The sequence below is a fragment of the Alteromonas sp. MMG017 genome (assembly GCF_018100795.1).
Classification (GTDB): Bacteria; Pseudomonadota; Gammaproteobacteria; order Enterobacterales; family Alteromonadaceae; genus Alteromonas.
Window position 1 is genome coordinate 507637 of record NZ_JAGJDY010000002.1, and the last position, 23322, is coordinate 530958.

Annotated in this window: 15 protein-coding genes; 7 read left to right on the plus strand and 8 right to left on the minus strand. The window is 44.6% G+C overall.

Features of this window, described 5'->3' with window-relative positions; genetic code table 11:
- The first annotated feature begins 98 nt into the window (after window positions 1-98).
- From J8L84_RS04580 to nhaD, 5 genes are all read left to right on the plus strand, one after another.
- A complete protein-coding gene (locus J8L84_RS04580; RefSeq protein WP_211069647.1) occupies window positions 99-1376 on the plus strand; it encodes an aminotransferase class I/II-fold pyridoxal phosphate-dependent enzyme in 1278 nt (425 codons plus the stop codon).
- Window positions 1377-1796: 420 nt separating this feature from the next.
- A complete protein-coding gene (locus J8L84_RS04585) occupies window positions 1797-3557 on the plus strand; it encodes an ABC transporter transmembrane domain-containing protein (protein ID WP_211069648.1) in 1761 nt (586 codons plus the stop codon).
- Between the two features lie 122 nt (window positions 3558-3679).
- A complete protein-coding gene (locus J8L84_RS04590; protein WP_247670558.1) occupies window positions 3680-4735 on the plus strand; it encodes an efflux RND transporter periplasmic adaptor subunit in 1056 nt (351 codons plus the stop codon).
- Window positions 4728-7847 (plus strand): efflux RND transporter permease subunit, encoded by a 3120-nt coding sequence (locus J8L84_RS04595; RefSeq protein ID WP_211069649.1) that lies wholly within the window; start codon window positions 4728-4730, stop codon window positions 7845-7847. Before J8L84_RS04590 ends, J8L84_RS04595 begins: the two co-directional genes overlap by 8 nt.
- A gap of 302 nt (window positions 7848-8149) precedes the next feature.
- Complete coding sequence (gene nhaD / locus J8L84_RS04600) at window positions 8150-9394, plus strand: sodium:proton antiporter NhaD (protein WP_211069650.1); 1245 nt, start codon at window positions 8150-8152, stop codon at window positions 9392-9394.
- A gap of 189 nt (window positions 9395-9583) precedes the next feature.
- Here the strand turns inward: nhaD and J8L84_RS04605 are convergent, their stop codons facing one another.
- From J8L84_RS04605 to ffh, 7 genes are all read right to left on the minus strand, one after another.
- Window positions 9584-10003, minus strand: a complete 420-nt coding sequence (locus J8L84_RS04605; RefSeq protein WP_211069651.1) for a TerB family tellurite resistance protein — start codon at window positions 10001-10003, stop codon at window positions 9584-9586.
- Window positions 10004-10278: 275 nt separating this feature from the next.
- Entirely contained in the window at window positions 10279-11499 is a 1221-nt protein-coding gene (locus tag J8L84_RS04610; RefSeq protein ID WP_211069652.1) for a phosphoenolpyruvate carboxylase, read from the minus strand.
- Window positions 11496-12131, minus strand: coding sequence for a hypothetical protein (locus J8L84_RS04615; protein WP_013784910.1), 636 nt, complete (start codon window positions 12129-12131; stop codon window positions 11496-11498). The genes J8L84_RS04610 and J8L84_RS04615 overlap by 4 nt, the downstream gene beginning before the upstream one ends.
- Window positions 12128-15877, minus strand: coding sequence for an ATP-binding protein (locus J8L84_RS04620; RefSeq protein ID WP_211069653.1), 3750 nt, complete (start codon window positions 15875-15877; stop codon window positions 12128-12130). Before J8L84_RS04620 ends, J8L84_RS04615 begins: the two co-directional genes overlap by 4 nt.
- A 322-nt stretch (window positions 15878-16199) precedes the next feature.
- Window positions 16200-16610: a hypothetical protein gene (locus J8L84_RS04625; protein ID WP_211069654.1), complete on the minus strand. Its 411-nt coding sequence runs from the start codon at window positions 16608-16610 to the stop codon at window positions 16200-16202.
- Window positions 16611-16888: 278 nt separating this feature from the next.
- Window positions 16889-18952, minus strand: a complete 2064-nt coding sequence (locus tag J8L84_RS04630; protein WP_211069655.1) for a hypothetical protein — start codon at window positions 18950-18952, stop codon at window positions 16889-16891.
- A gap of 164 nt (window positions 18953-19116) precedes the next feature.
- Window positions 19117-20547, minus strand: coding sequence for a signal recognition particle protein (ffh, locus tag J8L84_RS04635; RefSeq protein ID WP_211069656.1), 1431 nt, complete (start codon window positions 20545-20547; stop codon window positions 19117-19119).
- A 322-nt stretch (window positions 20548-20869) separates the two neighbouring features.
- Here ffh and ccsA point away from each other — a divergent pair, with 322 nt between their 5' ends.
- Entirely contained in the window at window positions 20870-21661 is a 792-nt protein-coding gene (ccsA, locus tag J8L84_RS04640; RefSeq protein WP_129737313.1) for a cytochrome c biogenesis protein CcsA, read from the plus strand.
- A gap of 128 nt (window positions 21662-21789) precedes the next feature.
- Window positions 21790-23082: an HlyC/CorC family transporter gene (locus tag J8L84_RS04645; RefSeq protein WP_013784915.1), complete on the plus strand. Its 1293-nt coding sequence runs from the start codon at window positions 21790-21792 to the stop codon at window positions 23080-23082.
- On the opposite strand, the gene J8L84_RS04650 is transcribed toward J8L84_RS04645, so the two are convergent.
- Window positions 23079-23267 carry a hypothetical protein gene (locus tag J8L84_RS04650; protein ID WP_013784916.1) on the minus strand — a complete coding sequence of 63 codons (189 nt, stop codon included), beginning with the start codon at window positions 23265-23267 and terminating at the stop codon, window positions 23079-23081. The genes J8L84_RS04645 and J8L84_RS04650 overlap by 4 nt on opposite strands.
- Window positions 23268-23322 lie beyond the last annotated feature (55 nt).

Here is a 23322-nt window from a genome sequence, read left to right on the forward strand (position 1 = left end):
ATACTTCACAAGTGAAGACTTTTGGAATACCTTAAACAAAAGCTTTATAGACGTCTAACCATCTAAACGCACAAAGCATAAATGTTAAGGTATGTTCAATGAAACCAGAAACCATTGCATTACACGCAGGCTATACTAGCGAAGAAACCACAAAAGCAGCAACTACTCCTATTTATCAAACCACATCGTTTACGTTTGATAATACGCAACATGGTGCTGATTTGTTCGACCTTAAAGTGCCAGGTTATATCTACAGTCGGATAATGAATCCGACCAACGCAGTGTTAGAGCAGCGTTTAACTGAATTAGAAGGTGGTGTTGGTGCATTAGCGGTAGCCTCCGGCATGGCCGCAATTCGCTATGCAATTGAAGCTATCGCAGAAGTCGGTAGCAATATTGTGAGTGTTGGGCAGTTATACGGCGGCACCTATAACCTTTTTGCGCATACTTTTCCTCGCCAAGGTATTCAAACTACCTTCGTACAAGCAAATGACTTCGACGGCCTTGCTGCCGCTATCGATGAAAATACCAAAGCCGTATTTTGCGAGTCTATTGGCAACCCTGCAGGAAACGTTGTTGATATTAAACGTTGGGCCGATATTGCACATGCCGCAGGCGTGCCGTTAATTGTTGATAACACCGTTGCTACCCCTATTCTTTGCAAGGTGTTCGATCATGGTGCCGACATCGCTATCCACTCGTTAACCAAATATATTGGCGGTCACGGTACTACCGTGGGCGGCATTATTGTTGATTCAGGAAACTTTGATTGGGCTGCCCAGTCAGAACGATTCAGTATGCTGACCACTCCCGATCCAAGCTACCATGGCGTTACTTACACAGAAGCACTTGGCCCAGCCGCTTATATTGGTCGTTGCCGCGTTGTGCCTCTGCGTAACACAGGAGCTGCACTTTCAGCACAAAGTGCGTTTAATATTATGCAAGGGTTAGAAACCTTATCGTTACGGATGGAGCGCCACTGCGAAAACGCAGAAAAAGTGGCTGCGTTTCTTGAAAAGCACCCTTCCGTGAATTGGGTTAACTATGCGGCTCTGCCTGATAGTGAGCACTTCGACACCTGCCAACGCATTTGTGGCGGTAAAGCGGCAGGTATTATCAGCTTTGGTATTCAAGGTGGATTGCCAGCAGGTGCTAAGTTTATCGATGCCCTACAGCTAATTCTACGCTTGGTTAATATTGGTGATGCAAAGTCTTTAGCCTGTCACCCTGCCAGCACTACACACCGCCAATTAAATGCTGATGAGCTTGCATCCGCCGGTGTGAGTGAAGATATGGTTCGTATTTCGGTAGGTATTGAACATATTGACGATATTGTAGCTGACATCGAGCAAGCCCTTATTGCTAGTCAAAGCTAAGCGCTTAAAGTTGCTAAGCTTTGCACTTTAAAGTGCTTGATTACATTTAGGTACGTCGGGGTTCCAGGTTATAAATGGAACCCCAGACCTTTGTTTTTTACTTTGAACCCAGCCGTTTTCTACTTTTGGTTTTTCTTTTCTAAAATCTTTTCTTTTTTGCTATTTCTTTACAACTTCCTGCTTTTCTTACAAATTTTTAATCCGGCTTGCGTTAGTCAGGCACACGTCAGAGCGAGTAAGGCTCCACCCACCTGATTTACTGCAACTGTAGTCGCATGAATAAATCAACTTTTCCTAATTCAGCGTATAGTCATAACGATTAATCGTTCTCGGCTTCTGTTCGAACGCATCGGTAGCGTAAATTAAATACGGTTTTCCGTAACGTCGCTTTATCCTGTTGAAAATTTAAAAGAGGTTATTTTGGCAACACCGTTAAATGAAGTGTCAACAAAACAAGTACTGCAGTGGATAGGTTCACACTTAAGCCAATACAAAAAACGTGTCGCTGGGGCCATTACCGCCTTGTTTACTGCCGCTATAGCATGGTTAATGTTAGGACAAGGCATTAAATACGCTATCGATAGCGGCTTTGTAGAAAGCGCTTCTGAAACCTTAAACCAGGCCACGGTTATTGTACTGGTAATAACGCTAATTGCCTGTATTGCGACCTATGCCCGCTTTTATTTGATGACATGGTTAGGCGAGAGAGTCAGTGCTGATATTAGAAATCAGGTTTACTCTCATTTGCTCTCACTTCCCCCTTCATTTTTTGCAGAGCTTAGAACCGGTGAGGTTATTTCACGCTTCACTAGCGACACTACGGTAATTCAAACCGTGGTAGGTATGAGTCTTTCTATGACGCTTCGCTCTGTAGTAACATTTATTGGCGCGTTAGTATTGATGGGTATATCTAGCCCCCTACTTACTTTTTGCGTCATCATCGCTGTACCTGCTGTACTCGTACCCATAAAAGTTTTGGCACCACAAGTACGCAAGTTCGCTAAAATCAGCCAAGATAAGGTGGCAGATTTAGGTTCTCACATAGATGAAAGCCTGCATGAAATTATGACGGTTCAAGCGTATACCGCAGAAGACAAAGAACGCGCTCACTTTTCATCAAGAGTTGAGTCGGCGATGGATGCAGCTAAACACCGCATCCATTATCGCTCATTATTGATTGGCTGTATTATGTGCTTAAGCATGACAGCGATAATATTTATTGCGTGGGTAGGTGCACGCCAAGTATTAGAAGGCCAAATGACCGTAGGGGAATTATCCGCCTTTCTATTTTATGCAGTGATGGCAGGTGGCAGTATTGCTACTGTGAGTGAAGTGATTGGTGAAGTGCAGCGAGGCGTAGGCGCTAGTGAACGCCTTTATCAGCTACTGAATGCAACATCAGACGTGACTTCGCTGTCTGAACATTCAGCTTCATCGCAAATACCTCAGGTAGCGCCTGCTATTGTGTTTAAAGATATGAGCTTTGGCTATCCTGGTACGAAGCCATTATTTAACAATCTAAACTTAAATATTAAAGCCGGTGAGAACCTTGCTTTGGTAGGGGCAAGTGGTGCAGGAAAGTCATCGCTATTCCAATTACTTATGCGTTTTTACGACCCCACTAACGGTGAAATTACGTTTGATGACACGCCCATTATGGGCATGCCGATAAGCTGCTTACGCCAACATATCGCTATTGTTACCCAAGAGCCTGTGGTATTCGCCAGTAGCGTAATGGAAAACATTCGCTACGGCAGCCCCAAGGCAAGTGACGATGATGTCATTAGTGCGGCCAAAAAAGCTTTCGCCCATGAATTTATCGATAATCTAGAAAATCGCTATCACACTCAGTTGGGGGAACGTGGCATCAAGCTTTCTGGTGGGCAGAAGCAACGTATCGCCATAGCCCGTGCAATATTGGCAAATCGCCCTATCTTACTTTTAGATGAAGCAACAAGTGCGCTAGATGCCATGAGTGAACGTATGGTCCAACAGGCAATGAATCGTTTAATGGAAGGCAAGACCAGTATTGTTATCGCACATCGCCTTGCCACCGTTCAGCATGCTGATCGCATTGTGGTAATGGATAAAGGCAAAATTGTCAGTATCGGAACGCATGCACAATTAATGAAAAGCGATACCCTGTACAGGGAATACGCTGAACTGCAATTGCTTAGCTAAGCTGCCTATGGTGCTATAACACTAGAATTTTGCTTGGGTTAAGTGGCAAAAAAAAGAACGCGAAAACAGCCACTAATTATCGTTATTAGAAAAATATAAAACTAAAAGATTTCGGAAAAAAAATGACAAATATGATCTCCCGATACGCGAGGGTATCGGCGTGCTGTGTAGTATTGGCACTTACAAGTGTACCGGCTTACAGCCAATTTATGGGTGACAAACAGGCTAAGTTAGTTGTGACTGAGCCTGTCTCTTTCATGTATGAAACCCGAAAAGTGGAAGCTGTGGGCAGTGCCGAGGCACTTCGCTCCATTGCACTTTACCCCGCCGTTGCCGATGAAGTCATCGAAGTCAATTTTGTTCCTGGCCAACTTGTTGAAGCTGGAAAAGTTTTAATAAAGCTAGATAATCGTCGCCAGAAGAATGCCGTTAAGCGTGCTGAGCTAACATTAAAGGATGCACAGCGTACGCTTGATAGACTTATCACTAGCCATGCCCAAGGCGCAGTGCCTATCAGTGAACTTGACCTTGCACGCACCCAGCGTGACCTAGCCGAAGTGGCTTTGGAAGAGGCTATTGTCGACTTAGATGACCGTTTTGTAAAAGCACCTTTTGACGGCGTTGTCGGCATTACTGACATCGAAGTAGGCGACAGAATAAACGAGCAAACGTTAATTACTACGCTTGACCATAGAAGTAAGCTTTACATTAACTTCAAAGCCCCAGAAGCGGCATTACCTGTGCTGATGAATGCGCCGGATGTGACGTTAGAGCCATGGAGCGATCGCGAAGTGGCCATTAAAGCCGAAATTGCTCAAATTGATTCGCGCATTAACGAAGCAGATCGTACCTTGCGAGCCCGCGCACTGTTAGACAACTCAGCAGACAAATTTCGCCCTGGCATGAGCTTTCGAGTGAATTTAAGCATTAAAGGCGACCGCTATGCCGCCATTCCAGAAGCCGCATTATTATGGGGTGCCACTGGCGCATACATTTGGCTTGCAGAGTCTGGAAAAGCGAAACGCGTTGATGTGAATGTTCATCAACGCTTGCGCGGCGCAATTTTAGTGTCTGGCGCCATTAGCGAAGGCGACACGTTAATTGCTGAAGGTGTGCAACGCCTTCGAAATGGACAAGCGATTACAACGGAATTGGTTGGGGGCCCCGCCAATGAGTAACGCGCCGGTAACCAATGACCTTCCCTCCTTATCAATTCGACGACCGGTACTCATTGTTGTTCTTAACTTACTTATTGCAATTGCCGGTTTATCGGCACTAAGTGCACTAGAAGTTCGAGAACTTCCCGATGTAGATACGCCAAGAATTACTGTTACTGCCACTTACCCTGGTGCATCACCGGAAACCGTAGATGCAGAGGTTACCAGTCGCTTAGAAGGCGCGGTAGCTCGTGTTAGTGGCGTAAAAAACATTTCCGCACAAAGCGAAGAAAATTCAGCACGTATAAGGGTAGAGTTTCGCGCTGGCGTTAACTTAGAAGATGCCGCTAACGAAACCCGAGAGTCGGTGAGCCGCGTTCAGCGACAGCTACCGGATGACGTAGAAGAACTAGCGATTATTCGCGCAGACAGTGATGCGCAAGCGGTGGTAAGCCTTGCCATTTCAAGCGACACCCTAGACATGGAAACCTTAACTGAGCGTGTTGATACAGATGTGGCTCCGCTTTTTTTGAGCATTCCTGGGGTAGCCGATGTCAGCATGAGTGGCGACAGAGAACGTGTACTTAGGGTGTCCGTTGACCCACTTCGTTTAACCAGCTTTGGGTTATCGATGGCCGAAATTGCCAGCGCATTATCGCTAGCCCCTTTCGATGTGCCCGCAGGGAGCATTCAATCTTCCGACCAAGCCTTAATTGTACGCGCAGATGCTACATCAGTCAGCGCTGAAGATGTAGGTAATATTGTCGTTTCAGGTGATATACGAATCAGCGACGTCGCCAGTGTGTATTTTGGTCCTGCCGACTCCAGCAGTATGGTTCGCCTTGATGGTCGCCCTGTTATTGGTTTAGGCGTTATCCGCCAAGCCAGTTCAAACACCATTGAAATTTCAGATGAAGTGCTTTCTATGGTGAAAGACTTAGACAAACGCTTTACGGATATGAAGATTGTAGTGACATCTGACGATGCTGAATTTATTCGAGATTCGGTAAAAGAAGTGGTGGTGTCGCTGAGCCTTACCGTGGCGTTAGTTGTTCTCACCTTACTCGTGTTTATTGGCTCTTGGCGCGCCACTATTGTGCCTGCCCTGAGTATTCCTGTCTCATTAGCAGGTGCACTAGGTATTATTTGGGCCATGGGCTTTTCGGTGAACATTCTAACCTTACTGGCATTAGTACTTGCCACAGGCATGATTGTTGATGACGCCATTGTAGTATCTGAAAATATTCAGCGCAGAAGAGCCATGGGACTTGGTCCTCGGGCAGCTGCGGTTATTGGTACTCGTGAAGTATTCTTCGCGGTTATTGCTACCACGGCAGTATTAGCCTCGGTGTTTATACCCATCGCATTCCTGCCATCTACCGCAGGACGCTTATTCAGAGAATTCGGCGGCGTGTTAGCTGGGGCAGTTATCATATCTTCGTTTGTTGCTTTATCGTTAGTACCCGCGCTTACCGCGAGGCTTTCAAAAAAGCAATCTACCAAATCGGGCTTTTTCGATGCCACCTTTGGCCGCTTCGGTCACGCCTGTTTACACCTGTATCAAAAGTCACTGGTGTTCGCGCTGAAATACGCATGGGCGGTAGGCATACTAAGCTTATTGGCTGGCGGTGGTGCGTACTTGCTGGCAAAGAATATTGATAATGAATTAATGCCAAGTGAAGATAGAGGCACAATTCGTATATTTGCCCGCGGACCTGATGGTGCAGGCTTGAACTTCATGGACCGTCAGGCCGAGAAGATGGAAGAAATGCTATTCCCTTATGTTGAAAACGGCACCATCGACTCAATTTATACGGTGGTGGGCCAATGGGATCCTAATATTGTATTTATTACGGTTCCGCTTAAGCATTGGGATGATCGCGACAAGTCATTACAAGATATCGTGGGTGAAATTCGCCCTGGCTTGCAAGCCATTCCAGGTGCGCCGGGCAATGCCTTTGGCGGAAACAGCCTTAACTTACGTGGCCAAGGTGGTGGTCTAGAACTGGCACTCACTGGCGATACTTATGAAAATATTCATAAAGCTGCGCTAGCTTTTGCTATCGAGATAGAAAATGCCTTACCTGAAGTAGGTAGACCGCAAATTAGCTACGACCCTACGCAACCTCAAATGCGAGTTAATATTGACAGACGTCGTGCAGAGGAATTAGGTGTGCCACTGCCTGATATTGCCAGTGCCCTTCGTGCTGCGGTAAACGGTGATGATATCGCTGATTTAAACGTGGGTGACCAAGCCATTCCTATTATGTTGCAAACCAATAATAGAAATTCTATTAACCCATCTGACCTTACTAATCTGTATGTGAAAAGCAGTACCGGCAACCTAGTGCCATTATCCAGTGTCGCATTTATTACTGAAGAAGGTGTAGCCGCTGAACTTGAACGCCAAGCACAGCGCCGTGCAATTAATATCGAGATGGATTTGCCGGAAGACTTAGCGTTAAGTGATGTAGTAGACCGCATTCGTGAACTTGGCAACGAAACGCTACCCGATGGCATGGGATTAGTATTCCTAGGGGAAGCACAAACCTATGAAGAAACGTCTAAGCAAGTCGCCCTCACCTACGTACTCGCGTTTATCATTGTACTGCTAGTATTAGCAGCGCAGTTTGAAAGTGTGAATTCAGCCGTTGTGGTTATGTTAACGGTACCTTTCGGTATTGCTGCGGCTATCTATGCCCTGTACCTAACCAGTACAAGCATTAACATTTACTCGCAAATTGGCTTGGTAATGTTAATAGGACTATTGGCGAAAAATGCCATCTTACTTATTGAGTTTGCCGATCAGTTACGCGACAAAGGCTATAGCGTTTACGATGCTATTATAGAAGCGGGTCGCGTGCGTCTTCGCCCAATCATGATGACATTGGTGTCCACTATCCTTGGCGGCTTGCCACTGATACTTTCAACAGGCGCAGGCGCTGAAGCGCGAAATGCGATTGGTTGGGTTGTGTTTGGTGGGCTAGGTATTGCGGTGGTCTTTACCTTATACCTAACGCCAGTGCTATATCTTGCATTAGCACGATTTACTAAACCTCGCGCCGATGAAAGTCAGCGGTTGGAAGGAGAGATGCGAGACGCGGAACTGCGCGAAGAAGCCAGTATAAGCTAAGGCCTACTTAGAAGGCGTAAATACCCGCTTACTTCTTTCTGCCTGCAGTATTTTTCTTTAAAGCCTCGTTTTAAACGAGGCTTTTTTTATGCTTCAGTAGTAGATATAAGCTGAGCTATTTAGTTGGCATCATCAATATAACTATCGTCAACCCTGTACTTCCACCACTGATAGTAAAAAGTTATCAGCCTGATAGTTAAAGTGTCGCATAAAATAGTTCATTCATGCCCATCTCGCTGTTTATTTCATTTCGTAGCTCTTACAATCCGCGCGAATAAAAATTGCTGTTAGGAACTGACACCATGTTAGACGTGGCACTTATTGTCATCGCCATTCTTGCACTACTGTGCGTTATCTTTGAAGACCTCATTCATGTAGACAAAGCCAAGACCACCCTTTTGCTAGGCACTATTTCTTGGTTACTACTATTTATATTTTCCTCTTCTATTTCTCAGACTGAGCACATTAACAACGCGTTAATGAGTAACCTTACCGAGATTTCCACATTGTGGTTGTTTTTGGTGGCAGCGATGACCTTCGTGGCGTATTTAAACCGAAAAGGGTTAATTGAAAATGTAATGAATATTGTGATGCCAGAGAAAATTAGCTTGAAAGCATTACTGTTCTTTACTGCTATTTTCAGTTTTTGCTTCTCCTCATTAGCCGATAACATTACGGCAACTCTGGTATCAATTGCGTTAGTGCTATCTTTGGGCTTGCCATTAAAACAGACTATCCGCTTTTCCGTTTTGGTGGTATTCGCCGTCAACTCAGGTGGGGTTTCATTGATTACCGGCGATGTCACAACGCTGATGATTTTCCTGCAACACAAAGTGTCTATTACCGAACTTCTCATGCTGATTGGCCCATCGTTTGTCACCGTGATATTGCTAGCTGCATTACTGAGTATTGGTATTACTGGGGAAGTAAGAATTAAGAAACAGCGAAATGATATCGCAACGGTGGATTATATTATTGCCGCCATATTTCTTGCTACCATACTTTTTACACTGGCCGCCAACGTCATATTTTCCATTCCGCCGGTACTGAGCTTTTTAACCGGTATGGCGGTTATGTTTATGGTGGCAACCCTCTACGGGAAACATAACGATAACGACCCCATACTCGACTACATTCGGTACATTGAATTCGATACCCTGCTGTTTTTCTTAGGTGTGCTTCTGCTTGTAGGCATGTTGGAACATATTCACGCCCTTAACGGCTTTATGTATTTATACGATTCACTGCCTGTGAGTGTGGCCAATTATCTAATGGGGATAATGTCTTCCATGATAGATAACGTACCGTTAACCGCAGCGTTATTAAAAGCTGAAATTACAATGACGACTCCCGAGTGGTTATCGTTTACTTACGCGGTAGGGGTAGGCGGTTCTTTATTAGTAATAGGATCTGCAGCAGGTATTGTAGCCATGAGTAAAGTGGAAGGGCTAACGTTTGCTACCTTCCTACGTTACTCTGGCCTATTACTACTTGCTTATAGTGTTGGCTACGCCATGGTATTACTATTAGCTAATGCGCTGTATTAGCAAAGCCAAGTACTGAAATCATTATTCAGCGACCTCATGCTTTGCTAGCTATATTTAGTAACTTGTTTTGCCGTTCATTTAGCGAAGGGCTGGGCGATTGCCGAAGCTCTAGGCAGCTATCTAAGCTCTAGGCAGTGTCTACGCTCTAGGCCATGTTCAAGCTCTAGGCCATGTTCAAGCTCTAGGCAGTTAGTGCGGCGCTTGGCTATTAACCTGATTAGGCAGCGTACTGCTGCCTGCTATCAATGCCTTTGCCAACAGTTTGTGGGTAAGTACCGATAACAGCTCTGTTTCTGCTTCACTTCGCTCTCCATCAACGCCAGTGATTGCCATGGCAACCTCTAGGGTTTTTTCTGCGTTAAAAGACAGGTCATCTTTCAGCGCCCGCATGAACTCGAGTTCGTCGCCAGTATCAATAGCTTGTCTAGTCTGATAAATCGTATCGTTCAAGAAAGCTTCTCGGCAAATTGGGCTCTGCCAGTCTAGTTCTTCAACCATGGAATTGAGATAATCTTGTTCAGATAACGTTACCATACCGTCTACTTGGTATAACAATACCGACAATTTGATAAGTGCTTGATTAAAGGTTTGTTGCTGTGAAAGTTGCATAGTTTCATCCTCTTCGTGCCATACGCATTGGCACCACTACTTGCCCGCATCCTGCTAGGCAGTTTATTGTTTTTCACGAGAGTATTAATGTTGCTCCTGCTCGTTGACAGCTATATTACGCCACCATGAACAATTAAGTTCAATGTGTGAATTAAATGTAAAATAACTGTTTTTTATTATAGTCTTTTCTTTGCGAGATCCAAGTAAACTTGCGTATAAGAAGCCCGAAATAAGTGTAAATACAAATGTAAAAACCAATATAATAAATAGAGCCGCTAGCGCAGCCCTAGGGTGATATCGTTAATGTAGAAGTTGCCTGTAAACGTTTTGTCATTTTCACCATGAGGATCGAGGGCAAAAAATTGCTTTTCTTGATCAGCAAGCGCTTGATACCCACCAATCACTTGATACATCCATACCTCACGATCAAACGCTAACGCTTTTTCTTCATAATAGGTTAACGCTGTTTTCGGTTGGCCCGAATCAATAACCTCACAGAAGAAGTCTTCAATGGCCAACTGTAATTCATCCTTTTCAAGAGATACCGTAGATTGTGCAGTTACATCGATATCTTGTTGTGCTTCAGCATCGTCATGTTTGGTAGCACGTTGATGAATATGCGTAAGCGAGGACACAATCTCTTGGTAATCGTTCTCGTGCTCGACATTATTAACGTCGGGCGCAGCGGCACTCATCACGCTGTTCGATTGATTAAACAGTACTGGCACTTGAGTCAAGTTAGTGTAGTTACCCGGCGCAAAGTCAGGGTGTTGCTCCATGTGTAGCAAGTAGCCCTTAAGCAAGCGAGTACGACCTTGGAATTCTCGAAACCGGCCAAGTAAATCTATCAAGCGCGCTTGCACAACCGAGAGTTCTTGCGCGGCTTTTGAAAAGCGTTGCTGCAACGACACCACCAGCAAATGGCGGAGTTCGCGATTTGAACCCGCTATTTCACTTAATTCATCGAAGCGGAAACACTCTAATTGAGAAAGCAAGTCAGTCACCTGCCCTTGCGCTAATTCGTTTTCACGAATTTTGGCATCTACCGACGACACATAACCAAACTCATTAGTAATGCGCCCGAACAACACTCGTACACTGTTCGACAGGGATTCAGACAGTTGATACACATGCTCGGTTAAATCGCTCATATGCGCAGCAGATTCGTTGTATTTATTGTAATGTAGGGCTTCTTTGTAATGCTCTGCTAAGGTTTTTAAACTCGCGAGCGACGCACCGATATTGGCATTAATGGTGCGGTTTCTTTCATCTTGTAAGCTACCTTCTAGTAACGTACGCACTGCACTTTTAAGTCGTAATTCACTTTGCGATTCTGGGCGCCAAAGCACACCAAGCTGTACCAATTGCTCTAATACCTTAGGGCTATGGTTTTGCTCATCAACCGTGCCGTTGATATAAACCTGCATGATAAGGTCGCTGTGCTTACCCAATGCATTTAGTAAGCGAGCGCCTGTTTGAATAAGCGCTTGGCTCATAACAAACTACCCTGGGTAATAGCAGCATCAGCTTGCTCAGATAAACTTAACGCTTCTGTTTCATCAATAAAACGCAGCATTTCATACAAGTGCTCTACTTTACCGGTGGCAAGGTAAATCTGCTTTTCTGGGTTTGGCTTGGTTAAGTAACCCATTTCGGTCAAGCGTTTAAATACCTGCTTTAACTGGCCATCCAAATTCACGCTGGTAGAACCAAACATGCGGTAACGAGAAATTTTCTCTAGTTGCTCGGCATACGCAGGGGTATCTTCAATAGTAGTTTGCAGTTCGTTTAAGCGAATAGCATTGCCCATTGTCACCGGCATATCAGACTCATTGGCTTGTTGTACTAACAACAACCATTCCACAAGTGGTACAAGATTCGACGCAGTATCCTGAAACTGTTGGGTTAGAATTTTTCGCTCAGCCTCACCAATGGTTAAGTAACTGGCAAAAAAAACATCGCCTTCTGCCGTGCTTGAAAGTGTGCGGTTTAGCAATGCTAAATGAGGCTCTAATTGCTGAGCTTTCTCACGGTTTTTCAAAAAGCGCCATGCTTCCTCGTCAGTAACCTGACAAATAAACGTCCCTTGCAATAGTGCGCTTAACACGCGGCCTTGTTCAGTCATCATGATAATGTCTCCTGGCTAGCGTTCCCTTTACCTTGTGCTTTTTTGGCCTGTAGGCGAGCAGCAATACCACTGGTTCTAGGCTGAACCACCTGCAACTGACGGGTGACTTTGTCAATAAGGTAGCGATTCTCAAACAAAGTCAGTACTTCCGATTCAGGATTCGGGAATGCGCCTACAACACTAATGTTATTGTTCTGACAGGCATCGAAAATTTTCTTCACGTTGCTTTGATGCAGTGTACCCAACTCATCAATGGGCCAGTGTACGGTTGCTTCTGCATCGCCTCGCAATAAACGGGTAAAGGCCAGTAAGAACTTACATAAAATAAGATAAGCCATACCATGACTAGACGATTCATTTAACTGGCGATCGGTGCGAATAACCAAATCGCTCTTGCCTTCACGTAAATGAAGTTCGATATCAAGCAATTTACTGATGCCGCCAGTAAGTGCAGCGCGGCCTAAAATGTCTAGCACACGACGCATACTTAGCCCGTACTCTTCTTCAGGCAAGGTATTTGCGCCCTCTTCCATCCAGTGCTCGTAGAGCTTCCTAAACTGCTCTAGCTCTGGCCAAAATTCTAGCTCGCTAATGCGAGAGCGAATCTTCACCGCAGAATCAGACACACCATCTAGGAACAATTCACCGTCGACCTCTTGGGTAATCCGGCGGCTTTGCGACACAATGCGCTTATCTATATCTGCAAGTACAAAGTAGTACTGAGACAAATCGGCACCGAATATTCGGCCTTGCTCACGTAAGCCTTGTAGTTTCTGCGGCACTATTACATTTAGCAACTGTGATAAGTGAGATACCATACGGCGATGATCGAAGCTCTTTACCCCGTGGGCGTTAATAGTGGCGCATTCTTCACGTGCGCGTTCCCAGGTATCAGACAGCCCAGTTCCAGCTTGCGCTGCAATTAGCTGATCGAACCTTTCTACATAAGCACGAATATCGCTATAAAGGGTGTCTCGTTCTTGCAAGTGCCCTTGTACTTCAGAAATACGCTGGTTCACACTGACATCGTCATGCTTAATTTCAGTAAACTCTTTTGCGGCTTGCAGGGTAAGCTTACTGAGTGATTTGCTTAACGTACGAACTTGTTCTAATTGATCTGTTGCAGTTTTAAGCTTAGTTTCAAGTGAAGCTTGTTGTTCTTGCAATTGTTCACGGGTTGTTTTGTACTCGCTTTGCTTTTGCGCCAAACCGCGTTCAGATTCCCCTAACGATTTCCGCGCTTTTGCTAGTTCGTCTTGCCATACCACCTTTTGTTTGGTGAAAATGGTAGCGTACCAACGTTCGTAGTCAGCCACTTTATGGCGGTGGGTTTCGGTGCGGTTTATATCTTCTTTCAGCTTATTAATTTGCTTCTTAAGTTGGCCTATTTCATCGATGTCCACACCGCGATTATTCAGCTCATTTTCAAGCCACTTTTGCATATCTTCACGGTCGCGAGCAGCATTCGCTTTTGCCTGCTGCATGTCTTTATCAATTTGCGCAATACGCCCAGTGCTGTCGGCGATAAGTTGTTGCCAATGGAAGCTATGCTCTGTTTCCGACTCTCGCTGCTGATCTTTTATTTCGTCACGGCTAAGTTCATATTGAGCTTTGGCTTGCTTTTGGGCTTGAAGATTAGCTTCAAGTTTTGTTTTCGCCTTTTGCTTGCGCGCTGAAAGCGCCTGCTGGTATTCGCTTAACAAGCTGTCGCGGTCTTGTTGCGCGCGCTTACGGCTAGCTTCAGCACTTTTCACTGCATTGTCTTTTTGAGTCATCGACAATTCAGCGTTGCGCACATCTTCATTGGCTTTAGCTAAACGCGTTTCGCATTCATTTTGCGCAGCTAGTGATGCGGCTTGACGAGTTTCAGCTAACTGAAGCTGTTGCTTTAAGGCTTGTTCAGTTTGCGCGTATTCGGGCGTTTCAAGCTCTGAGAGGGCTAAGTTGATACCCATTAGCGAAGTACTTGCTTTCTCGCTATCCGACTTAGCGTCCGATTTAGCGTCTTCGACAGCTTTAGTCACGCTGGGGCTTAAGTCGTTTCGGTCTAACAATTCAGGGCGAAGTACTTTACCTAGCGATAACTCCCAATCATCAACATTGGCACGTAAGAACTCTAGCAGTGAGCCCTCACCTGGGTACAGCAAGCCATTGATTTTTGAAACTGCACTTTCTTCTTTTTGAAAGGCAACCCGCGCTTTATCAAGGGCGTTTGAAGCATCTTGCCTAAACTGCACCGCTTTACTATGGGCTTGCTGAGTTTGTCGGTACGCCGCTCGAGCCGCATCTTCGTTAACCGACGCTTCTTTTGTGGCGGCATCAAGCAAATCTAATTGCGACTGCTCAAATTCGTTGTAACCCGCGTTAGATAGCGAGGCCTTTAGTTCAGCTTCAGCGACTTTAAGCTCACCAGAGGCGGTTTGAAAATTGGCTTGTAGGGTGCTGAGCTGGCCCGCGTAATCATCACGAATGCGGGCAATGGCTTCGTGTTCTTGTTGAGTTTGTTCTGCTTTGGTTTCCGCTGCCTCTTGCCTTGCCGCTGACAGTGACTCTAACGAGAGTGACAACTTATCGCCTAACTCAGCCAATCGTTTGTTATAGGCTGATTCTATATCTTGGTGTTTTTCGGTAAGTAATAGATAGCGGCTGTCGGCTAATTCACGGGCGTTTTGCCATTGCGCTAAATTGGCAACGTCTTCTTTTAACTGGTCGATATTCTGGTCTTGCCATTTATCGAATTCACGTTCGACGGTATCCAGTTCACTAGTGTATTTTTCAACATCGGCACGGGCAGACGAAATAACTTGGTTAAGATGATCCCGCGTATCGTGCCACTGACTATCAGTTTGTTTACGCTGGAAGGTATTCTCGTCTAATTCGTTTTTAGTGGTATCAACACGAGTGGATAAGTGCACTTTATCTAGCTCAAAGCTGTGCTTTAAATTAGCTAATAGTTGCTCAGTGCTACTTAATGCCATATCGGCTTGTTCAAGTTTGCTGAACTCAGGGCGAATATTGTCGAACTGTTTAATTAACTGGCACTCTTTAATCCAGTCATCAACACGATTACGGCTTAAGCCTGATGTGGGCGGTGTTACGCCATCTTCTTCCAAAATAGCGGCAATCATGGCTTTGATGGTTTCCATCTTGCCTTCTTTTGAATGCACCGCTTTTGCAAGTTTTTCAATATGACGCATATGCTTGCTTGGCTCACACAGGCTGAATATTTTGGCGTAACCTAATAGTTCTCGACCGTTACCGCTTTGGTTCAAGACACCATGATCGTTTTGTACAATAGCGCGGAAATCTTTGGTGTTCAGTAAACTGGTTACCATCACGTTATTGCGTTTCATTGCCCGAGCAAGTTCTGCACTGCTTACGCTCACATGCTTACCACTTTTTTGCTTAATTAAGTAATCGTCAATATCGAACGGTTTACCCACTAAGCGATAGTTAACACCCGTGCCATTAGAGCTTAAAACCGCTTGGCATATATCACCGTCGGCGCGAGCATACTCATAAATAATAAAGCTAGATAAACGAGGTAAGTACCAACGCTCAAAACTGTCACGAGTAGCAGGAACTACACGACTAGGATATTCGCCGTAAAAAACTGGAATGAGCCGCTGCAAAGTCGTTTTACCCGATGCATTCGTACCACAGATGTTGGTATGCCCATCAAGCTTTAATTCAACCACACCCGGCAAATGGGTATCGATGAGAACAATACGTTTTAAGCCTGCCATTCAGTATCCTATTATTTTGAGTCTTTGCATGTAGCCTGAATAAGCTACTACCACTTTAATCAACCGTCTTTTTCATTCCATTTCCAACAAACTATTGCTGTCCTTAGACACGCTTGTTAAATGGATAATTAGCCGGTCAGTGTATTATGAATTGAATGATTTGCACAGACGGGAAAAGGGTTTGTGGCGTGCCAGGGTAAATGAATGCTGTTTTTTTATTCAAAGGTTGCACAATATTCATATCCGCTTTGTATCATAGAGACAAGGCGGGCAAGAAGTGAGCATACCTATAGGGAAATAAATGCGTTATTGCATAAGGTACTTACTCGAATACTCTCGCGGTTTGTGCGTTAAATCCATGTTTCGCCAACCAGTCAAACCCTTCTGATGCAGTTTCAAAGTGGCGTGTTGACCCTTTTTGTTTTTCTAAATCAATCATACGGTCAAGTTGATAAGTTTTTAATGCGTTGTCTTTATAGACTCTCGCGGTATGGGTCATGTTATTTGCTTCAGCCCATACAAGCATTTCGTTGATTACAGGCTCAGCATCAGGTGTTGATAACGCCCACTCATCAAAATAAACTAAATGTGCCCATGGAGCGTGGCTTATCATTCGACCAGTATTTTTAAATGCTTGACTAAAATTTTCAGTAATAATTGCGTCCCACGCACCTTTTACATGGATGATGACAATATTATTGTCTCGTCTAATAACATAATGTTTGTTCTTCATTTTAACTAAGCACTCGCTCGTTTATCAGAAGCTTACGTTAAGTATAGATGACTGTTATTTATATGCTTTATCTTTCACATAACTTTTATATTACTTTCTTCTGGCGCCTTGTCTTACCTATAACGTACAAATTCACTCCTGTAGTGCCCCCTACCTTAAGCATAATTTATAGGCGCAAAAAAGGGGCTATTAACTAGCCCCTTCCAATTACCGCTTACCGAATTTAGAACTCATAAAGCAGTATGACTATTTTATCGCGCCCTCTAGACGAAGCGATATTATTGGTTCAATAGCACAGATACCGATTCTGGCGCGGTGAAAGAAACACTATAGCTTGGTGCCATATCTCCCGATGCTTGATTGAGAATATTATCAAAACGCAGTACGGCATTGTTCGACTTTTCCGCCACGTAAACATGCCCATTGCTAAGCATCAAATCGACTGGGTTGCCTAACATGCTTAACGGACCAGAGATAGAGACCGACATATCCGTTAGGCCACTTGCATTTCCAGCGCCTGGAATAACATAAAGCTTTCCATCGGTGGCATCAGCACCACTACCCACATCAGAAATGACCAATGAGTCGCTTTGTGCATCGTAATCGATACCATGAATATTCGTAGGCGCGGCTACAGCCGTTCCCGACATTGCAGGCGTAATTAATCGGTCTTCACCGTCAATAGTGTCCATACCGCTATTAAGTTTACGCACCACATCTTCAAATACGGCCACTGTACCGTTAGTCAGCGCTAAGAATGCTTGGTCTGTTGCTGCATCATAGTCAACATCCCACGGGCTAGCGCCGTTAGATGCCGTCAGCGAAAGCAACGGAGCAACATTACCTGCAGCACATGTTGAGAAGATACGAACACCTGGTGCGGTGGCATCTATATCGGCAACAAAAATAAGATTATCGTTTGATGAAACATCAAAACCTTTAGGTGCAACAAGCCCTGTGCTATCACCGCTAATTTCATGGTCGTAAGACGTATTGTACATGCCATCGTCACGGGTAGATTTAAGACGATTTACTACCAATATGCCACCTGTACTGGTTGCCGTATCATCAAAGGTAATATACCCGTCGCCCACTGCGGTATAAGTTGCGCTCTCAATACTAATCGTGCTATCGAAGCTAGCTAATTCACTGCTTAACGTGGCGCTATAGTGCATAACACCGCCGGTGGTATCGCCAGCTGTTCCAGGGTTACTGGTTACACTTATCCCCTTGATGGGCATGGTAGACAGACCATTGTCAGACGCGTCCATTTGCATTTCAACATCTGTTAATTCAGCAATTGATTCAGGTTTGCTGGTAGAGGTAACAAGGTCAGGGGCTATGTCGCCACTCTCACCACTAAATATGTTGGTGAAAACAAGAATAGCGTCATTGGATTTTTCGGCGACGCGCAGGGTAGAACCGGTAAGTGCAATATCAACTGGATTACCTAATACCGTTGATACACCGCCAATAGCTCTGTTAGGTACGGTAGCGCCATCAGCAGTGGCTGCACTGGTGAGCACAAATAGTTGACCATCGTCAGCTACGGCAGCATCACCAACATCCGATACCACTAATCTGTCTGACATAGGCTCGTAAACAATACCATGAGCGTTAACAGAGATTTGATTTCCGTCGTTATCTGAAGGCACTATAGTACGCGTCACTGTTGGAGCAAACTCAGAGGCTATCACATCATCGTATACCGCAATGGTGCCATCGGTTAATGCCACGAATAACCTGTCAGCCTCTTCATCAAATGCCACATCCCAAGGTTGGGCTGCGGTTACAATTTCCGCTACTGGAGCCACATTTCCAGCAGCTTGGCTACCAAAAACACTGATGCGCATACCGGTAAAGTCAGCAGCAAAGATAATGCCCGCTTCATTAGCAACTGCAATTCCTTTTGGGTTAGTTAGCCCCGTATTTACGCCACTAATTTCTGTGTCAGCATCAGCTGAATACATACCTGAAGTACTGCTTGATAATGAACATAATGTACGTAACAAGGGCGTATCGCTGTCTCCTGCTTGTATTAAGCTACCGGTTTGTGTGAAGGCTATACCTTCATTTGCGCCCGAATTTATGGTCTCAAGAATATTAGCATTTTGATCAACAAGGCTTATGGTGCCGCTATTGCTATCACCATTGTTGGCAATGAGAAATTGGCTTTGAGGTAACCCAGGTGCACCATTGCTACCATCGGCGCCATCCATACCATCAACGCCGTCTATACCATCTTTTCCGTTGTCGCCATTACAACCCGTCAACAACATGGCAACGGCAAGCGAAATCGTTGTTAGCTTCAGTGTGATTGGTGAGGTATTTACTATTTTCATGCGATGTAACTCCATTTTGCGTACTCTCAGATTAAGTAGACGCGTGAAACTGCTTACGTCCTGTCACTTAAACCAAACGACTCACCTATAGAATTAGATGCAAGAAAATAAAAAAAAGCCTCATTTCGTTAAATGAGGCTCTTAAATATCATCAATTTTAAAGGCTATCTTGGAGGGAACATACCACCACCGCCGCCGAAGCCACCAGGGCCTCCGCCGCCACCAAATCCACCTGGACCGCCCGGCCCACCTGGAGGCATCATGCCTTTCATCTGGCGCATCATTTTCTTCATGCCGCCACCAGACATTTTCTTCATCATTTTTTGCATTTGAGTAAACTGCTTAAGTAAACGGTTTACATCTTGAATCTGGGTGCCAGAACCTGCAGCAATACGACGTTTGCGAGACCCTTTAATGATATCAGGGCGAGAACGTTCAGCGGGGGTCATCGAATTAATGATGGCTTCCATCTGATTGAACTGCTTGTCGTTGGCTTGCTCTTTGATTTTTTCAGACATACCGCCCATACCCGGCAGTTTGTCCATCATTCCCATCATGCCGCCCATGTTCTTCATTTGCTCAAGCTGATCTTTGAAATCTTGAAGATCGAAGCCCTTGCCTTTTTGAACTTTCTTGGCCAGTTTTTCCGCTTTGTTGCGGTCAACTTTACGCTCTACTTCTTCAATTAAGCTGAGTACATCACCCATGCCTAAAATACGAGAAGCGATACGCTCTGGGTGGAATGGCTCTAGCGCATCTACTTTCTCGCCCATACCGATAAACTTAATAGGTTTACCTGTAATATGACGAACAGAAAGGGCAGCACCGCCTCGCGCATCACCATCGGCTTTCGTTAAGATTACACCGGTTAATGGTAGTGCATCATTAAAGGCTTTTGCTGTATTTGCCGCATCTTGACCAGTCATGGCATCAACCACAAACAAGGTTTCAATGGGCTTAACAGCAGCGTGTAAGTCTTTAATCTCGTCCATCATGTCGTTATCGACATGCAAACGACCCGCGGTATCTACAAGCAGTACATCAAAGAAATTTTTCTTCGCTTCATCGATGGCCCCTTCAACAATGTGAATAGGCGTTTGCAAAATAGTTGACGGGTGAAAAGATACATTCACTTCGCTGGCAAGGGTTTCCAATTGTTTGATCGCCGCTGGGCGATAAACATCGGCACTTACTACCATAACCTTTTTCTTTTCGCGTTCAGTTAGGTATTTAGCAAGTTTAGCCACTGAGGTGGTTTTACCCGCCCCTTGAAGGCCTGCCATTAAAATAACCGCCGGAGGCTGAGTGGCAAGGTTTAGCTTTTCATTAGCTTCACCCATCACCGCTTCTAGCTCAGACTGAACAATCTTAATAAAGATTTGACCAGGCTTGAGGCTCTTGGTGACTTCAGTCCCAACTGCACGCTCTTTAACTTGTGCAACGAAGGATTTAATAACCGGTAATGCAACATCCGCTTCAAGTAACGCCATGCGCACTTCGCGAAGCGTTTCTTTAATGTTGTCTTCTGTAAGACGCCCCTTACCACTGACATTTCGTAATGTCTGGCCTAAGCGTTCTGATAAATTTTCAAACATAGTATGAAACTTCTATTTATTTCAGACGTAATGCGCCTATTGTAACGTAAAAGGGCGACTTAACGTACCGTCTAGTGAAGGAAATTTCTTTCCTCTGTCTACTGCTCATGCATACAAGCCTGACATGAGCCACCATTAAACTAATTCAGGGGGTTATTGTCTCATCTCGTAGGCTTGCATGCGAGGGAATTAAACGAACTCTATTGCCCCAATACATGGTACTTGCATAAAGAAAAACAAGGAGATGGTTGAATTTAAGCCCAACTTCCAGTATCAATACCGCCAGTATTGGTGATAAACACCATTTTTTACAGGAAACATCATGAACACCGCTTTCGCCATTGCCGCCGCTGCGCTTTACGCTATGGCCGCCATTGTTTTACTTGGCAAGTTTGTACACCAAGAAGGCCCAAACAAACGCTTAGGCTTAGGCATTGCTAGCTTAGGTGTTGTTGCGCACATTGCGTTTTTGCTTAACGTTATTATGGTAGCGCCTGGCCAAGACATGAGTATTACCAACGTGCTTTCATTAGTAGCTTGGATAATTACCACCGCCATGCTGATATTTGCTCGCGCAATTCCTAATCTTATTTTGCTTCCAGTGGTATTTGGGTTTGCTAGCTTATCGGTACTAGCCTCGTTGTTTATTCCCGTGTCTTATATTATGCATATAGAGTTGCAACCCGGGCTTGTGGTGCATATCAGCTTATCTTTATTTGCCTACTGCACTTTAGTTATAGCCTTTCTCTATGCCTTGCAGATGTCGTACATCACCTATCGATTGAAACAAAAAGGCGCAACGCTGTTACATTCATCTTTGCCACCTCTGATGTTAGTTGAAGGCATATTGTTTAAGCTTTTGCTGGCAGGAACATGCTTGCTATCTGTGTCGCTTCTTAGCGGATTTGTTTTCTTAGACGATATGTTTAATAAAACGTATGCGCATAAAACGGTACTATCAAGTGCCGCGTTAGTGGTGTACTTAATATTATTGGTAGGTCAGAAGCTTCGAGGATGGCGCGGAAAACAAGTGATATTCATGACAGTACTCGGTGTTATCTTACTGTCACTTGCATACTTCGGTAGTAAATTGGTTCGAGAAATATTGCTATAAATCGCCATTTATCCAAATGAATTAATCAAATTTACGTGCACACCTTGCGTATGCTGCGTATATTGCACATGTAGACCCAATTTCAAATTATAGTATTTGAACATCAATAAATGATAGGAACCCAATAGTTGGACGACATATCTACGAGTACGCTGTTTATCGCGCTCGGCGTACTCATATTACTTTCTGCGTATTTCTCTAGTTCTGAAACAGGCATGATGTCGATAAACCGATATCGCCTTAAGCACCTGCAAAACGAAGGCAATAAATCTGCCCAACGGGTTCAAAAACTTCTCGACCGCCCCGATAGACTTATAGGTCTTATCCTAATAGGGAACAACCTTGTTAATATTGCCGCTTCATCGTTAGCGACAATTATTTGTATTCGCTTGTTTGGCGATTACTGGGGCTTATTTGCAGCCACCTTTGGCTTAACTTTAATTTTGCTTATTTTCGCAGAAGTTACCCCGAAAACATTAGCTGCACTTTACCCAGAAAAAGTGGCCTTCCCAAGTTCAGTAATATTATTACCCTTGCTAACCATTCTTTACCCGTTTGTCGCTTTTATTAATGGCATTACTAACGGCATTTTAGCGCTACTTAAAATTAGTCCATCAGATGGTAATGATGACTCTTTAAGCCGCGAAGAATTACGTACCGTTGTTTACGAAGCCGGCAGCCTTATTCCCAAAAAACACCAAGATATGTTGGTGAGTATTTTGGATTTAGAGAGCGTAACAGCGGAAGATATTATGGTGCCAAGAGCTGAAATTGTTGCCATAGATATTAACGATGAATGGAAGCGAATTCAGAAGCACCTTACTCACGCTCAACATACCCGTGTGTTACTTTACCGCGATAGCATTGATGATGCGGTAGGGTTCGTACATGTGCGCGATGCACTACGCTTGTTGTCAAAAGATCAGTTCACTAAGTCAAGTCTGCTTCGTGCGGTAAGAGAAATATACTACACGCCAGAATCTACGCCATTACATACGTTGATGTATAAGTTCCAAGCAGAAAAAGAACGTATCGCGCTCGTTGTCGACGAGTATGGCGATATTATGGGCTTGGTTACATTAGAGGATATTCTTGAAGAAATCATCGGCGACTTCACCACCAGTATGGTGCCTGATCACAGTAAAGAAGCACACGTTCAGCAAGATGGCTCTGTATTGGTAGACGGCAGTGCTAATATTCGTGACCTTAACAAAGAAATGGATTGGAACTTGCCTACTGAAGGCCCGAAAACATTGAATGGGTTATTGCTAGAGTATTTAGAAGAGATTCCAGAGAACAAAGTGAGTGTTCGATTGGCAGGTTACCCGTTAGAGATTGTGGATATTACAGAAAACATGATCAAAACGGTTCGCATTATGCCGGAGTACTTCAACGCACCCCAGTCTGGCGCTTCAGACTAGATTTTATCTACTGCTTTTTGAGCACGTTTGGCAAGCACTTGCGCTTTTGCAGCCGCAACCTTGTCAGACAACGTAGACAATTTTGTAATAATGTCCTGCATCTCCTCGTCTTCGCGCAAATCTGCTTCCGCCATGTGCGACTGCAATGAACGCTTGAGGAGTTCAGGAATAGATTTGCTGGTCATTCCCCACCTTGCTTTCGAATAAACTTTGACACTCTCAATATTTATTATCGGTCAA